16 protein-coding genes are annotated in these 13,660 nt (G+C 63.8%); 6 read left to right on the forward strand and 10 right to left on the reverse strand.

The genetic code is table 11. The features are described 5' to 3' along the window. Positions 1–199 precede the first annotated feature (199 nt). Positions 200–1,219 carry an alpha/beta hydrolase gene (locus ACI7M0_RS10025; protein ID WP_129933878.1) on the reverse strand — a complete coding sequence of 340 codons (1,020 nt, stop codon included), beginning with the start codon at positions 1,217–1,219 and terminating at the stop codon, positions 200–202. A gap of 146 nt (positions 1,220–1,365) precedes the next feature. On the opposite strand from ACI7M0_RS10025, the gene ACI7M0_RS10030 reads away from it, so the two are divergent. From ACI7M0_RS10030 to ACI7M0_RS10055, 6 genes are all read left to right on the forward strand, one after another. Then, positions 1,366–2,250, forward strand: coding sequence for a LysR family transcriptional regulator (locus tag ACI7M0_RS10030; RefSeq protein WP_010954640.1), 885 nt, complete (start codon positions 1,366–1,368; stop codon positions 2,248–2,250). A 26-nt stretch (positions 2,251–2,276) separates the two neighbouring features. Beyond that, entirely contained in the window at positions 2,277–2,678 is a 402-nt protein-coding gene (locus ACI7M0_RS10035; protein WP_010954639.1) for a hypothetical protein, read from the forward strand. A 133-nt stretch (positions 2,679–2,811) separates the two neighbouring features. After that, entirely contained in the window at positions 2,812–3,033 is a 222-nt protein-coding gene (locus tag ACI7M0_RS10040) for an MbtH family protein (RefSeq protein ID WP_003256222.1), read from the forward strand. Beyond that, positions 3,030–3,749, forward strand: coding sequence for a thioesterase II family protein (locus ACI7M0_RS10045; protein ID WP_004576597.1), 720 nt, complete (start codon positions 3,030–3,032; stop codon positions 3,747–3,749). The genes ACI7M0_RS10040 and ACI7M0_RS10045 overlap by 4 nt, the downstream gene beginning before the upstream one ends. A gap of 56 nt (positions 3,750–3,805) precedes the next feature. Then, positions 3,806–4,357: a hydrolase gene (locus ACI7M0_RS10050; RefSeq protein ID WP_129933879.1), complete on the forward strand. Its 552-nt coding sequence runs from the start codon at positions 3,806–3,808 to the stop codon at positions 4,355–4,357. 26 nt (positions 4,358–4,383) lie between these two features. Next, positions 4,384–5,436 (forward strand): DUF1615 domain-containing protein, encoded by a 1,053-nt coding sequence (locus tag ACI7M0_RS10055; protein ID WP_129933880.1) that lies wholly within the window; start codon positions 4,384–4,386, stop codon positions 5,434–5,436. A gap of 525 nt (positions 5,437–5,961) precedes the next feature. Here the strand turns inward: ACI7M0_RS10055 and ACI7M0_RS10060 are convergent. From ACI7M0_RS10060 to ACI7M0_RS10100, 9 genes are all read right to left on the reverse strand, one after another. Next, positions 5,962–6,825 (reverse strand): metal ABC transporter solute-binding protein, Zn/Mn family, encoded by an 864-nt coding sequence (locus tag ACI7M0_RS10060; protein ID WP_129933978.1) that lies wholly within the window; start codon positions 6,823–6,825, stop codon positions 5,962–5,964. Continuing rightward, positions 6,822–7,721: a metal ABC transporter permease gene (locus ACI7M0_RS10065; protein ID WP_064491487.1), complete on the reverse strand. Its 900-nt coding sequence runs from the start codon at positions 7,719–7,721 to the stop codon at positions 6,822–6,824. Before ACI7M0_RS10065 ends, ACI7M0_RS10060 begins: the two co-directional genes overlap by 4 nt. Then, positions 7,721–8,467: a metal ABC transporter ATP-binding protein gene (locus tag ACI7M0_RS10070; RefSeq protein WP_104961389.1), complete on the reverse strand. Its 747-nt coding sequence runs from the start codon at positions 8,465–8,467 to the stop codon at positions 7,721–7,723. Before ACI7M0_RS10070 ends, ACI7M0_RS10065 begins: the two co-directional genes overlap by 1 nt. After that, entirely contained in the window at positions 8,464–9,366 is a 903-nt protein-coding gene (locus tag ACI7M0_RS10075) for a metal ABC transporter substrate-binding protein (RefSeq protein ID WP_019436719.1), read from the reverse strand. Before ACI7M0_RS10075 ends, ACI7M0_RS10070 begins: the two co-directional genes overlap by 4 nt. Before the next feature lie 16 nt (positions 9,367–9,382). Further along, positions 9,383–9,952, reverse strand: coding sequence for a DUF6162 family protein (locus ACI7M0_RS10080; protein WP_129933977.1), 570 nt, complete (start codon positions 9,950–9,952; stop codon positions 9,383–9,385). Continuing rightward, positions 9,949–10,269 carry a hypothetical protein gene (locus tag ACI7M0_RS10085; protein ID WP_104961391.1) on the reverse strand — a complete coding sequence of 107 codons (321 nt, stop codon included), beginning with the start codon at positions 10,267–10,269 and terminating at the stop codon, positions 9,949–9,951. The genes ACI7M0_RS10080 and ACI7M0_RS10085 overlap by 4 nt, the downstream gene beginning before the upstream one ends. Further along, on the reverse strand, positions 10,266–10,799 hold the full coding sequence (locus tag ACI7M0_RS10090; RefSeq protein ID WP_014590504.1) for a hypothetical protein: 534 nt from the start codon (positions 10,797–10,799) through the stop codon (positions 10,266–10,268). Before ACI7M0_RS10090 ends, ACI7M0_RS10085 begins: the two co-directional genes overlap by 4 nt. Further along, positions 10,796–11,989, reverse strand: coding sequence for a PepSY domain-containing protein (locus ACI7M0_RS10095; RefSeq protein WP_129933976.1), 1,194 nt, complete (start codon positions 11,987–11,989; stop codon positions 10,796–10,798). Before ACI7M0_RS10095 ends, ACI7M0_RS10090 begins: the two co-directional genes overlap by 4 nt. A 175-nt stretch (positions 11,990–12,164) precedes the next feature. Next, positions 12,165–13,499 (reverse strand): lysine N(6)-hydroxylase/L-ornithine N(5)-oxygenase family protein, encoded by a 1,335-nt coding sequence (locus ACI7M0_RS10100; RefSeq protein WP_010954626.1) that lies wholly within the window; start codon positions 13,497–13,499, stop codon positions 12,165–12,167. Positions 13,500–13,660: the final 161 nt, after the last annotated feature.

Consider the following 13,660-nt stretch of genomic DNA (forward strand, 5'->3'; position numbering starts at 1 on the left):
ATTTGCCGGCCCTTTCGCGGGTAAACCCGCTCCTACACAGGCCACCATAGAATTTGACGGTTGTGGTGCCTGTGTAGGAGCGGGTTTACCCGCGAAAGGGCCGGACCTGCCGCACCGCTGGCAGATTCATTGAAGCCTGCGGGCCGTTTCCGCAAATAGAAGCAAAAGACCCGCTCAGGCGGGTCTTTTGCTCATCGCCTCACTGCAGATGCACTTTAAGTTCGTTGCCCGCCTGCCGCAGTGCCGCCTTTACTGCCGGCACTTGGCTCAACGGGTTGAGCAGCCCATAGTCATGAATCATTCCGTTGTAGCGCACCGAGGTTACTGTCACGCCCGCCGCATTCAACTTGCGGGCATACGCCTCACCTTCATCCCGAAGCACATCGAACTCAGCCGTTTGCACCAGGGCCGGTGGCAAGCCCTTCAGCTGTTCGGCGGACGCCCGCAGCGGCGAGGCGTAGATCTGCGCCCGCGCCTTTGCATCAACGGTGTAGTTGTTCCAGAACCACTTCATCATCCCGGTGGTCAGGAAGTGTCCTTCGGCAAACTGCTTGTACGACGCTGTCTCGAAGCTGGCGTCGGTCACCGGCCACAGGAGCAACTGGAAGCGTAGGGCAGGGGTACCGGCCTCTTTGGCCTTGAGTGCAACTACCGCCGCCATGTTGCCGCCAACGCTGTTGCCGGCTACCGCCAGGCGCTTGCCATCCACGTCGATCTCCTTGCCATGCTCGGCCACCCAGCGCGTCGCGGCGTACGCCTGGTTGATCGCCGTCGGGTAGTGCGCTTCCGGTGACGGGGTGTAGTCCACATAGACCGCCACCGCACCCGAGCCGACTACCAGGTCGCGGATCAGTCGCTGGTGGGTCGGGAAGTCGCCCAGCACCCAACCGCCGCCGTGGAAGAACATGAACACCGGCAGATCACCTTTCGCATGGGTTGGGCGCACCACTTGCAGCTTGATCGATTGGCCATTGGCCTGAATCGTGCGTTCCTTCACCTCGACCCCCGAGAGGTCGACCTTCACCGAAGCCTGGGCGCCGGTCAGTACCGCGCGGGCGTCGTTTGGTGAGAGCTGTTCCAGCGGCTTGCCACCCCCTTTCTCCAGGGCTTCGAGGAAGGCCTGGGTGTGTTGTTCGACACCAGGGCTGCCTGCGGCGAAGGCACTGGAAACGGACAGGGCCAAGAAGGAGGTGGTGAGGGCTTTGTGGACAATGTTCATGGGCGAATCCTTTTCTGTGCAAGTGTTGGTAGTGGGCGTCTTGCCTGGCCTGAAGGGCCATCGCTGCGACTTGTGCGTAGATTAGGCAGATGCACTCGTGGGAAAAAGCCGCTATAAAGTGTTTGACTGTAAGCAAGAGCGAGACAATGAACCCTTACGAAGACATGCGGATCTTTGCCCAGGTGATGGAGGCCGGTAGTTTCACCGCTGCCGCCGACCGTCTGGGCATGTCCAAGCAATCGGTCAGTCGGCGCCTGATGCAGCTTGAGGAGCGCCTGGGCGTGCGCCTGCTCAACCGCTCCACCCGGCGCCTCGACGCCACGCCACTGGGGCAGCACTACTACCAGTCGGCCCTGCGCCTGCTGGGTGAAGTGCAGCAGGTCGAGCACGACATCAGCGGCCAGGCCCAGGTCTTGCGCGGCACCTTGCGCCTGAGCGCGCCGCTGTCGTTTGCCATGGCGCACCTGGGCTGCCTGCTGACCGAGTTTCTGCAGTTGCACCCCCAGGTTGATGTGGAGGTAGACCTGAGCGACCGCGCTGTGGACCTGATTGGTGAAGGCTATGACCTGGCACTGCGGATTGGTGCACTGGAGGACTCCAGCCTGATCGCCCGGCGTATCGCCAGTGTCGAGCGGGTCTACTGTGCGAGCCCGGCGTATTTGCAAGCACGGGGAGTGCCGGGAAAACCGGATGAGCTCGCCGCGCATGATTGCCTGCCCTATGGGCATTCGCGGCAGGTGCAGTGGCAATTCCACAAAGGTGGCAAAACCCAGGCAATTCAAGTGACCGGGCGCATGCGGGCGAACAATGGCGAGTTGCTGCGGGGGGCTGCGATTGCCGGGATGGGGGTCACTTACCTGCCGACCTTTATCGTTGGGCAGGCGTTGGCGGAGGGGCAACTGGTGACGGTTCTGGATGAGTGGCGCCCGCCCGCGCTGCAGCTGTCGGCGGTGTATCCGCAGCACCGGCAGGTGGCGCGGCCGGTGCAGGGTTTTGTCAGCTTCCTGCGCGCGCGGCTGGCGCAGCTCTGACCGTCGGTACAGGCTATGCTTGCCCTATGAGTACACCCGTTCCTTTACGCCAACCTTGCCCCCCTGGCGCCTGCGTCTGCGGCCGCGAGCAACTGGCCGACCATCCGCAGGCCGCCCAGCGCATCCTCTTGCTGACCCGGCAGGAAGAAAAACGCCTGCTCGAACGCCTGGAAAACCTGAAGGACCTGGAAGACCTTCAACGTCTGCAGCAGCGCCTGTACGAAAACCTCGGCATCCGCGTGCACATCGCCCCCGGTTACAACGAGGTACGGACCATGCGCGGCATCGTCATCGAACTGGACGATCAGCCCGGGCTGTGCCGCAAGACCCGGCAGTCTATCCCGGCGGCGATCCGGCGCGGGCTGGAGCGTAATCCGCAGGTTGCGTTCCGGTTGCTCGATACGCACGACCTGTTGCGTGATACCTGAGGGTTAATACCGGCATCGGCCTGCCCACATGGGGGCGCGTCAATTCCGTTAATTTTTACAGCGCTTGCTACGTCTACTTGAAAGCCACCCTGCGCCAGGCGCGCAGCGGCATCATCATTTAAGGAGACAGGCAATGACTTCCGTTTTCGACCGCGACGATATCCAGTTCCAGGTAGTGGTCAACCACGAAGAGCAATACTCGATCTGGCCCGACTACAAAGCCATCCCCAATGGCTGGCGTGCCGTGGGCAAAAGCGGCCTGAAGAAGGATTGCCTGGCCTACATCGATGAAGTCTGGACCGACATGCGCCCGCTGAGCCTGCGCCAGAAAATGGCCGAAGCTGCTGCCCAGTGACCGTGCTGAACCTGCTGTGCCTGCCGTACTCCGGGGCCAGCGCCATGGTCTACAGCCGCTGGCGGCGCAAGCTGCCGGCATGGTTGCAGGTACGCCCGGTAGAGTTGCCTGGGCGGGGGGCGCGCATGGCAGAGTCGCTGCACACCGACATGCAAGTGCTGGCTCGGCAACTGGCCAGCGAGCAGCGCCTGACGGCAAGCGCTCCTTATGCGCTGCTCGGCCACAGCCTGGGTGCACTGCTGGCCTTCGAGCTGGCCCATGAGCTGCAGGCATTGGGCTGCCCGGCGCCGCTGGCCTTGTTCGCCTGCGGCACCGCGGCACCTACCCGGCGTGAGGACTACGACGGCAACAACTGGCGCGAGCCCAAGAGCGACGCCGAGCTGATCAGCGAGTTGCGCGCGCTGCAGGGCACGCCTGAGGAAGTGCTGGCCAACGCTGAGCTGATGAGCCTGACCCTGCCGACCTTGCGCGCGGATTTTCTGTTGTGCGGCACTTACACATACCGGCAGCGAGCGGCGTTGCAGTGCCCACTGCATGTGCTGGGTGGCGTGGATGACCGGGCCAGCGATGAGCAACTGCAGGCATGGCGCTGTGAAACCCACGGCGCGTTCTCGCTGCAGATGTTCCCGGGTGGTCATTTTTTCATCCATGAGCAGGAAGACCGTGTGCTCGCTGCGCTGACCGCGTCGCTGCAGCCGCTTCGGCTGTCTGCCTGATTGACGTCACCGCTTGCCTGGGGGAGGCTAGGGTTTTCCCAGGCAAGAGGCAGACAATGCTGATCGACCCACTCAACGCCACGCTACTGGTCGTCGACATCCAGGAAAAACTGATCGGTGCCATGAGCGACCCCGAAGGCACTCGGGCACGGGCCCGTTGGTTGCTGGCGGCGACTGCCGAGCTGGCGCTGCCGACGGTGATTTCCGAGCAGTACCCTAAAGGCCTGGGTCATACCTTGGCCGAACTGCTGGCCGCAGCGCCGGCAGCCGAAGTGGTGGAAAAAAGTCACTTTTCCTGCGTGGCTGCCGAGTGCCTGCCAGCCAGTTTGATGGCGCGTGAGCAGGTGATCGTCTGCGGCATGGAAACCCATGTTTGCGTGCTGCAGACCGTGCTCGGCCTGTTGGCGCTGGGCAAGCAAGTGTTCGTGGTCGAGGATGCCTGCGACAGCCGCAGCCCGGCCAGCAAGGCCGCAGGCCTGGCGCGCATGCGTGCCGCCGGCGCGCAGGTGGTGACCCGCGAGATGGTGTTGTTCGAATTGATGGGCAGTGCCGGGCACCCGCAGTTCCGCCACATCAGCAAAACCTATCTGGTCGGTGAACAGCCCTGAACGGCCGGTTACTGGCCATTTCGGTGATGGCCCTGGTGCTGTTGCAAGGCTGTGCCGGGCGCCGCGAAGAAGCGCCCGAAGCGGACCCGGCGAAAGTCCGTGCGCAGCTGTTGCGGCTGTTACCCGCCCAGCTCAAGGACCGCGAGGGTTGGGCCAAGGATATCCAGGCAGCCTTCGAAGCCCAGCGCATAGCGCCCAGTAAAAGCAACCTGTGTGCAGTGCTGGCGGTGACCGAACAGGAGTCGACCTTCACTGCGGACCCACAGGTGCCCAACCTTGGGCGTATCGCCCGCCAGGAGATCGACCGCCGCGCTGCGCGCCTGCATATTCCCAAACTGCTGGTCGACGGTGCGCTGAAGACGCCGTCGGGCAACGGCAAGAGCTACCAGCAGCGGTTGCAGACGGTGCGCAGCGAAAAGCAGTTGAGTGAACTGTACGACGAAGTCGTTGCACGCCTGCCGCTGGGCAAGACCTTGCTGGACGGGCTGAATCCGGTGCACACCGGCGGGCCGATGCAGGTCAGCATCGACTTCGCCGAAAAGCATGCAAGGGATTACCCCTACAGCCATGAAGGCACAATTCGCCAGGAAGTGTTCAGCCGGCGCGGCGGCATGTACTTCGGTATTGCCCACCTGTTGGGCTACCCGGCCAACTACGAGCGCCAGCTTTACCGTTTCGCCGATTTCAACGCGGGCTGGTACGCCAGCCGCAATGCGGCATTCCAGGCGGCATTGAGCAAGGTCACGGGGGTGAAGTTGGCACTGGACGGCGACTTGGTGGCGCCGGGGGCGATCATGCCAGGGACCACCGAACTGGCCGCGCGCAAGCTGGGGGTGAAGCTGGGGCTGCGTAACCCGCAGATCCGAAGCCAGCTGGAGGAGGCCGACAGCCTGGCGTTCGAGGACAGCAAGCTGTACAGCGGGGTGTTTGCCCTGGCAGATGCCAAAGCCGGCAAACCGGTGCCCCGCGCAGTGCTACCGGGCATCGAGCTGAAGAGCCCGAAGATTACCCGCAAGCTGACCACGGCCTGGTTTGCCGGGCGGGTGGATGAGCGTTATCAGCGGTGCATGAAGCGTTAGCCTGGCAGCAACCCTTGAACGGGTTTACCCGCGAATACGGTGGTGGCGGCAACGGTGATCGGCGGGTGGAAATTCGCCAGCAGGTCCGGCCCTTTCGCGGGTGAACCCGCTCCTACGAGCCCCCGATGCGTGTGTAGGAGCGGGTTTACCCGCGAATACGGTGGCGGCGGCAACGGTGAACGGCGGGTGGAAATTGGCCAGCAGACGGCCGGCCCTTTCGCGGGTGAACCCGCTCCTACGAGCCCCCGATGCGTGTGTAGGAGCGGGTTTACCCGCGAATACGGTGGCGGCGGCAACGGTGAACGGCGGGTGGAAATTGGCCAGCAGGTCCGGCCCTTTCGCGGGTGAACCCGCTCCTACGAGCCCTCGATGCGTGTGTAGGAGCGGGTTTACCCGCGAATATGGTGGCGGCGGCAACGGTGAACGGCGGGTGGAGATTGGCCAGCAGGTCCGGCCCTTTCGCGGGTGAACCCGCTCCTACGAACCACCGGTGCGTGTCCACTGCAGCCGCTCGGGCCTGTCCGATCAGCGCTCGCCCAGTGCCCCAACCACCTGGTCAACGCTGGCCTCGAGCCCCGCAATCGCATCCTCAGGGTCACTCTCCACCACCACCAGCCTGGCCCCGGCCGCCTTGATCACCTCGGCCACTGCCGCGTCCGGCTGACGATGGTCCAGCACCAGCGCCACGTCCTGCGCCTTCAGGTTCTCCCCCAGCGCCTTGAGTGCGGCCGCATCCCATTCGGCCGGCAGCGGCTGCTCGACCGCATCCAGGTTCAACCCGTTGACCAGATACCCCAGCCGCTCCGACAGGCTCACCACCGTCAGGTTGTCGACTTTGGCCAGCCGCGTCTGGCTGCTGGCCGAAAGCTCCAGCAATTGGCGCTTGAGCCCTGCCAGGTTGCCCTGGATCTTTGCCTTGTCGGCAGGCGCCAGGCGCTCCAGGTCATTGGCCACCACGTCGGCCATGCGCCCGAGGTTGGTCGGGTTGAGCCAGGGGTAAGCGTCATAGGCATCGTCACCGCTCACCGCAATGCCCGGCAGGGCACCATCCACCGGTCGTGCGGCATCGATCTCGACAATGCGGATATTGCTGCGCCGGGCCATCGGGTACAGCGGGTCGTCGCGCCAGATCGAACGCACGGCGATCACCGCATCTGCCTGCTGGGCGGCCTTGTGCAGGCCTGCGCCGCCACGCCCACTGAAATACGACGGCTGGCGGCTGGCAGGCAGGTTGGCCGGTGCCGCCCGCTGGAGCTGCACCGCAGTGCCTTCGAGCAAGGCGCTGGCCAGGCTGTGGGTGACCGGCAGGGTCGTCAGCACTTGCGTGGCGAAAGACAGGGACGGCAGGCCGGCCAGTGCCAGCGCCAGGGTCAGGTGTTTGAAGTTCATGCCGGGTTTCCTTGCAGGCGGGGAACGAGCGCGCGGGCCAGGGCGGCCAGGGCAAAGCAGATGCCGGCGACCAGGATGATCGCGGCCCCTGACGGCACTGGCAGGTCGAAAACGATCGGTAGCAGGATGCCGAACAGGGTACTGATGGTGGCAATCAGCACCGACAGGAAGAAAAAGCCCTTGAGCGACTGGCTGACCAGGCGAGCGGCGGCGGCCGGGATGACCAGCAGTGCACCGACCAGGATGGCGCCGATCACCTTCACCGCAGCCACGGTCACCAATGTCACCAGTACCACGAACAGATAGTCCAGGGTCTTCACCGCCACCCCGCGCACAGCCGCCAGCTGCGGATTGAAACTGGCCAGCATGATGCGGTTGTACAGCGGCAGCGCCAAGGCCAGCACCAGCACTGCGACGATGCCCAGCACGACCAGATCTTGGGCGCTAACGGTCAGCACCGAGCCGAACAGCACGTTCTCGAGGATGTGCACGTTGATCTTGCCCGCCAGCATCAGCAGCAGGCTGGCGCCCAGCGCCAGCGACACCGACAGGAACACGCCAATCAGTGTGTCCGGCGACAGCCCGGTACGGTTGCGCAGGAAGTTGAGCAGGATGCCGAACAGCAGGCAGTAGCCGAACAGGCTGCCGTAAGGGCCGGTATAGGGCTCACCCAGCAGGATACCGATGGCCACGCCGGTCAGCGCCGCATGGCCGACCGCTTCGGAGAAGAACGCAAAGCGCTTGACCACCACCAAGGTGCCCAGGCCACCCAACACCGGGCCGATCATCAGGCCGGCCAACAGGGCGTTGACCACGAAGCCGTAGGCCAACGCCTCGGGCAGATAGCCGGCAGTGGCCCAGTCCTGGACCGTTTGGCGAAAGATTTCAAAACTCATCAGGCAAGGCTCTCGCTACGCGGGTGAACGGAGAACAGGCCGAGCAGGCGCTCCGGGGTCAGGGCCTGGGCAGGCGGCGCATCGAACAGAACCTGGCGGTTCAGGCCTGTTACCCGGTCCGCCAGACGCAACACGGCTTCCAGGTCATGCTCGATCCACAGAACGGTAGTGCCGGCCTGGCGCCAGCCCTGCAATAACTGTTCGAACACCTGGATTCCGGCTTCATCGAGGGCCGACATCGGTTCGTCCAGCACCAGCAACTGCGGCTCGGGGATCAGGCCCTGGGCCAGCAGCACGCGCTGGCGCTCACCGCCAGACAGTGCACCCATGCGCCGCGTGCGCTTGTCGAGCATGCCAACCTTTACCAGGGCTGCATCAATGTCCGGCTTCACGCGCCGCGACAGGCCGAGGAAGGCCGGGCGGCGCTGGCACATGGCGGCCATGAAATCGTCCACGGTCATGGGCAGGCCGCGGTCGAACTCCAGTGCCTGCGGCACGTAGCCAATCACTTCGCGCTCACCAGGCCAATGCAAGGTCAGCTGGCCTTGGTGTGGCATCTGCCCGAGCAGGGTTTTGATCAACGAGCTCTTGCCGCCGCCGTTGGGGCCGACGATGGCGTGCACGCTGCCTGCTGCCACGCTGAAACTGACATGTTCGAGGATGCGCGTACGCCCCAAAGTCAGGTCGATGCCAGTGAACTCGATGCGCGGCCCGCAGGCTGTCACCAGGTTGGCGGCAGCGGTCATGCGCGGTTCTCCTGAATGGCGCGGACCACCGTGTCGAGGTTGCGCTTCATTTCCACCTCGTACTTGTCCTTGGTGTACTCGCCGTAGGAGATATGCGTCAACGGATACAGGCGCACACCGGACTCACGCTGAATGGTTTCGACATAGGCCGACGGGAAGTCCATTTCCGAGAAGATCACCCGCACGTCCAGCGCCTTGAGCTGGTCGATGGTCTTTTTCAGCTGCGCCGGGCTGGGCTCGATGCCATGGGCCGGCTCGACGACAGCGGTCACCTCCAGGCCGAAGTCACGCACCAGGTAGTCATAGGCTGCATGGATGGTAGCGACCCGGAACGTTGCGCCAGGGGCTTCGGTGACCTTGGCCAGGGCCTCGGCACGCAGGGCGCGCAGGCGCTTGGCGTAGGCACGGGCGTTTTGCGTGTACAACTTGGCGTTGTCCGGGTCGAGCTTGCCCAGTTCACGGGCGATGTTGTTCACCTGGGCGATGGTGGTGCTGATCGACAGAAAGGTGTGCGGGTTGACCACCTTGCCGGCACCGCGCGCGGCGATGCCAGTGGCCGCCAGCAGCGGTACGTTCTGATTGGCTTCGATAGTGGCGATGTCGGGTTTTTCGCTGGTGGCGATCATGCGGTCTGCGAAATCGTCATGGCCAACACCGTTGAGCACCACCACGTCCAGCGTGCCGATGCGCTTGATGTCCTCGGCCCGCGGCTCGTAGGCATGCGGGTTGAAGCCCGCCGGAATCAGGGGAACCACCTCGGCCTTGTCGCCGACAATATTGCTCACGTAGCTGTAGTAGGGGTGCAGGGTGATGCCGATTCGCAGCGGCTTGCTGTTATCGGCCAGGGCCAGTGCCGGCAGGGCAAGGGTCAGGAGCAGGGCGAGGGCGGAGCGAAACATGGGCGGGTCCTTGGGTTCAGTGACGGTGTTCGCGGGTAACACCGGCGTCGTAGTGGCTGACCACCTGCTGCCAGCCAGCGGCGATCAGGGCGGCCTGGCCGAGGTCGTCCGGGATCACGGCGGCGCTGTCGCGGCGCAGCCAGACATCGGCTTGGCCTGTGCTGTCGGGTGGCAGGATCAGCAGCAGGCTGCCGGCAACTTCCGGGGCCTGGCTGCGACCCAGGTAGGCGCCGGGTTCCAGCCATGACCATTGGTGGCCGCCACGGCTCTGGCTGCCGGCATCGACCACGAACGGCGGCAGGCCTTCTTCGGCCAGGGCCTTTACGCTGGGCGTGACGGCGTTTTCTTCGCGCAGTAGCTGGATCTCGTCGAAGGCTACCCGCAGGTCGGTGTACAGGCCTTGTTCGGCGGCGGTGAGGTCGCGGCGGGCGTCGATCTGGTAGCTGGCGATGGCCTGTTCGTCCTCGCGCTCACCGCGCAGCAGCACCACGCTGGCGGCGAGTACCACGATCAGCAGGCTTGCCAGCAGCACGTACAGGGTTTCGTGCCCGGTACCGGCCGGGCGAATGACTTGGGCGCGGCTCATGGTTGGGCGATATCGGCGTAGTCCACTTCAACCACGTGCCCGGGGCCGGCATCGAACAGCACATAGAATTCGCCGTCCGGGCGCTTGAAGGTCAGCGTCGAGTCGTCGCCAAGCTTGCCGCCGACCAGCACCTGTTCGTCATAACCGATCACGTCCAGGGTCACCCCGGGGGCACCGCTGCCGTCCGAGAAACCGCCGGTGCACTTGACCTGGCCGTTGGCCTGCTCCTCGCATTCGCACATCGGGTTGTGCGCCAGCGCCGGGCTGGCAGCCAGTATCAGGAAGGGCAGCGTCAGGGTGCGCATCAGGTGTTTCATTTGTTGCCTCCTTGTTTCTCGAGCCATGCAACGGTGGCTGGCGATGCCTTGGCCAGGGGGATCGACGCCTGGTGCATGCTGCCGTCCCAGCCTTCCAGGGTGATCCAGATGTGCGCATCGGGTTTGGTGCGCGGCGGGATCGGCAACGAGGTGCCCATGTTGTAAGGTGCACCGAAGAAAATGGTGCCGGCGGCGCGCAGGCTGCGTGGCTTGCCGATGCGCAGGTAGGCGGCCTTGACGTCCTTTATGCAGGCCTTGCACAACGCTGCATTGAACGATTTGAAGTAGCCGGCCGGGCCGTCGGCGCGTGGCGCCTCGTCACGCAGTTCGGCAAGGTCGAGGCTGTAGGGGCCGACCTGGATGTCACTGATCACGTTGGCGCCAAGGCCCGCCTCGCCGCGGAACAGCCTGGCGTCGGCGAAGTACTTGGGCATGAAGCCCAGCGGGATCAGGATCAGCAGGATGTTCAGGTGAAAACGCCACTTCAGCCAAAGCTGCTTCAGCGGGCTGGCGGGCAGGGCCTGGCTCATGAGTGGATCTCCACGGTGGTTTCACTGTGTGCCGCACGTGGAGCGCGCTCGCTGCGCTTGAGGGCCGCGGCGGTGGCCTGGGCGGTGCGTTTGGTCCAGATCAGCAGGCCGCTGAGCACCATCAGGGTCAGGATCAGGCCGAAGAAGAACCACACCAGCTTGATCGGCAAACCGCCAAAGTCGCCGGTGTGCAGCGGGCGCATGGACTCGGTGACGAACTCCAGCGCCGAACGGTCGCTGATCAGGAACTGGCTGTCGACATTGCGTGTGTACGGATTCACCGAAGCACTCTGGAACATCAACGGGTACCAGCCCGGGCCAGACAGCGTGACGTGGCTGTAGGCAGTGGCGGGGAGCGAGATGGAGGTCACTTCCAGCCCTGGGATCGCCAGACCGGCAAGGCGTGCCGCCTCATCCAGGTCGATGCGCGAGGCGGGGCTGCCATCTGGCGTTTGTGGCACTTCCTCACGGGCGATCACCGGCACGATGGGCTGGCTGGAAAGGGTGATGTGGTTGTCAGACAGGATCGCCTGGATCAGGAACCAGGTGCCGGTGATGGAAATGACCGCAATGAACCAGATTGACCACACCCCGGACAGACGGTGCAGGTCACCCCAGAAAATTCGCGAACCATGGCCGGTACGCACGGGTTTGAAAAAGCCTTTCCAGAACTTCTTGTAAACCACCAGGCCGGTGACCAGCGAGGCCAGCATCGGCAGGCCGAGCAGCGATACCAGGTACCAGCCCCAGCTGAAACCGTTGGTGAACGGCACCAGCCACCAGCCGTGCAGGGCGCGGGTGAAGGCTTCGAAGTTGAAGTCTGGGGTCCTGCCCTGAATGGTTCCGGTGTAGGGGTTTACATACAGCGTCGGGCTGGTGCCGTCAGGCAGGGTGACATTGGCTTTTACCGCGAAGTGCGAACCATCCGGCTGGCTCAGGCGCTCCACCACCATGTCCGGCTCGGCCTTGTTCAAGGCCTCCAGTACCTGCTGAAAGCTCATGCGCTCGGTGTCCGCGTCTGGCTTGTTGGCGCGTGCGGCCGGATCGGCGAGCCAGACGATTTCCTGACTGACCACGGCGAGCATGCCGGTGAAACAGACGATCAGGACAAAGAACCAGATCGGCAAGGCGAGCCAGCTGTGGACCAGGAACCACAGCCTGGATTTGGATTTTTTCGGTGATTTGGCCATCAGACGGTCTTCTGCTATTGGTGGTCGAGCGTGTGCCAACCAAAGAGTGCTGTACTGATAAGGACGAATGAGAATTGAAAACCTGCAGGTTAAAATGAAACTAAATGTTTCAAAGCACAAAAACCGGACTGCGCACGAGGCATCAGTCCGGCCTTGATGGCGGGTTGCAGAGGGGTCAGGCGCGGGTCAGCGCCACTGCTGCTTGGGGTTTTTCGTGCAGCTGCTCCAGATCCTGGTACAGCGCTCGGCCAATTTCCGCAGCGCGGGTTGGCAGGACCGAAAGCAGGGTGTCACTCAGGCCGTGGCTGCTTTCGCAGAAGCCCTGCAGGTACACCGAGGCTTGCAAGTCAGGGCTGGCCAGTACGCGGTAGTTGCGGTCGACGCTGAAGTCCTCCAGGTAATCGGCCAGCGGCGCCAGCAATTCACGGTGCGAGCGGCGCTCGTAGCCGGTGGCGAGGATAACGGCATCGTAGCGGTGGGTTTGCTGCTGGCCGGTGGCGAGGTCGCGCAGGGTCAATTCCAGGCCTTCGCGGGTGGCCACCACTGCTTCCACCTGGCGCCGGCACAGCACGTTGTGGCGGTGCTGATGGGCAACCTTCTGCCGGTAGAGGATGCCGTAGATGCGCTCGATCAGGTTGAGGTCGACCACCGAGTAGTTGGTGTTGTGGTATTCGCCCAGCAGTTTGCTGCGCTGGTCGGCCGGTTCGTTGTAGACCAGATCGGTATAGTCGGGCGAGAAGATCTCATTGACGAAGGGGCTGTCGTCGGCGGGCTTGAGGGCTGAGCCGCGCAGAATCATGTCGACCTTGACTGACGGATAGCTGTCGTTGAGGTCGATGAACGCCTCGGCGGCGCTTTGGCCTGAGCCGATCACGGCAATGCGCATGGGCTTGCCAGCCGTGCACGGCAGTTTGGTCAGGCTGCTCAGGTACTGTGAGTGGTGGAACACTCGCGGGTCGTCCTTGAAGGCGCCGAAGTTTTCCGGAATTTTCGGTGTGCCACCGCTGCCCACCACCACCGAGCGGGTGGGGCGGCTGTATTCGCGGCCTTGTCTGTCACGCGTGATCACGCACAGGTGTTGGACCCGGCCTGCATGCACGTGCGGTTCGATGCGCAACACTTCCTGCCCATACACCGCCTGGGAGGTGAAATGCTCGGCGGCCCAGCGCAGGTAGTCGTTGTACTCCAGGCGGCAGGGGTAGAAGGTGCCGAGGTTGATGAAGTCGGCCAGGCGCTGCTTCTGGTGCAGGTAGTTGACGAAGCTGTACGGGCTGGTCGGGGTGCGCAGCGACACCAGGTCCTTGAGGAACGAGATCTGCAACTCGCTCTGGGTAGCCAAGGTCTCACCGTGCCAGTGGTAGTCTTGCTGCTTGTCGATGAACAGTGCGTCGAGCGCATGGCCCCGGGATTCGGCGAGTTCTTCCAGGGCGATGGCCAAGGCCAGGTTGGAGGGGCCGAAGCCCACGCCGATCATGTCTTTGATGGTTTCCTGCTGTGAGGACTGGCTCATGGCTGCGATTCCCTGAATGGTCGAATATGGACGCCCGCCGGGGCTCCGGCTCCTGCGCAAGTACATGAGTTGGAACGAGCCAGCCGAGGGGGAATTTAAGCGGGCTAAAGAACAGCGTGAGGCGGCCGATGTGTTGGTTACGGCAAGGACCAATCTTTCAG

This window comes from Pseudomonas sp. 10(2024) (genome assembly GCF_045164175.1).
GTDB lineage: Bacteria > Pseudomonadota > Gammaproteobacteria > Pseudomonadales > Pseudomonadaceae > Aquipseudomonas > Aquipseudomonas alloputida.

What these genes read in the sequence shown, in the direction of transcription:
- ACI7M0_RS10025 (WP_129933878.1), bottom strand. Translation starts at nt 1,219, where the DNA reads ATGAACATTGTCCACAAAGCCCTCACCACCTCCTTCTTGGCCCTGTCC.
- ACI7M0_RS10030 (WP_010954640.1), top strand. Translation starts at nt 1,366, where the DNA reads ATGAACCCTTACGAAGACATGCGGATCTTTGCCCAGGTGATGGAGGCC.
- ACI7M0_RS10035 (WP_010954639.1), top strand. Translation starts at nt 2,277, where the DNA reads ATGAGTACACCCGTTCCTTTACGCCAACCTTGCCCCCCTGGCGCCTGC.
- ACI7M0_RS10040 (WP_003256222.1), top strand. Translation starts at nt 2,812, where the DNA reads ATGACTTCCGTTTTCGACCGCGACGATATCCAGTTCCAGGTAGTGGTC.
- ACI7M0_RS10050 (WP_129933879.1), top strand. Translation starts at nt 3,806, where the DNA reads ATGCTGATCGACCCACTCAACGCCACGCTACTGGTCGTCGACATCCAG.
- ACI7M0_RS10055 (WP_129933880.1), top strand. Translation starts at nt 4,384, where the DNA reads ATGGCCCTGGTGCTGTTGCAAGGCTGTGCCGGGCGCCGCGAAGAAGCG.
- ACI7M0_RS10060 (WP_129933978.1), bottom strand. Translation starts at nt 6,825, where the DNA reads ATGAACTTCAAACACCTGACCCTGGCGCTGGCACTGGCCGGCCTGCCG.
- ACI7M0_RS10065 (WP_064491487.1), bottom strand. Translation starts at nt 7,721, where the DNA reads ATGAGTTTTGAAATCTTTCGCCAAACGGTCCAGGACTGGGCCACTGCC.
- ACI7M0_RS10070 (WP_104961389.1), bottom strand. Translation starts at nt 8,467, where the DNA reads ATGACCGCTGCCGCCAACCTGGTGACAGCCTGCGGGCCGCGCATCGAG.
- ACI7M0_RS10075 (WP_019436719.1), bottom strand. Translation starts at nt 9,366, where the DNA reads ATGTTTCGCTCCGCCCTCGCCCTGCTCCTGACCCTTGCCCTGCCGGCA.
- ACI7M0_RS10080 (WP_129933977.1), bottom strand. Translation starts at nt 9,952, where the DNA reads ATGAGCCGCGCCCAAGTCATTCGCCCGGCCGGTACCGGGCACGAAACC.
- ACI7M0_RS10085 (WP_104961391.1), bottom strand. Translation starts at nt 10,269, where the DNA reads ATGAAACACCTGATGCGCACCCTGACGCTGCCCTTCCTGATACTGGCT.
- ACI7M0_RS10090 (WP_014590504.1), bottom strand. Translation starts at nt 10,799, where the DNA reads ATGAGCCAGGCCCTGCCCGCCAGCCCGCTGAAGCAGCTTTGGCTGAAG.
- ACI7M0_RS10095 (WP_129933976.1), bottom strand. Translation starts at nt 11,989, where the DNA reads ATGGCCAAATCACCGAAAAAATCCAAATCCAGGCTGTGGTTCCTGGTC.
- ACI7M0_RS10100 (WP_010954626.1), bottom strand. Translation starts at nt 13,499, where the DNA reads ATGAGCCAGTCCTCACAGCAGGAAACCATCAAAGACATGATCGGCGTG.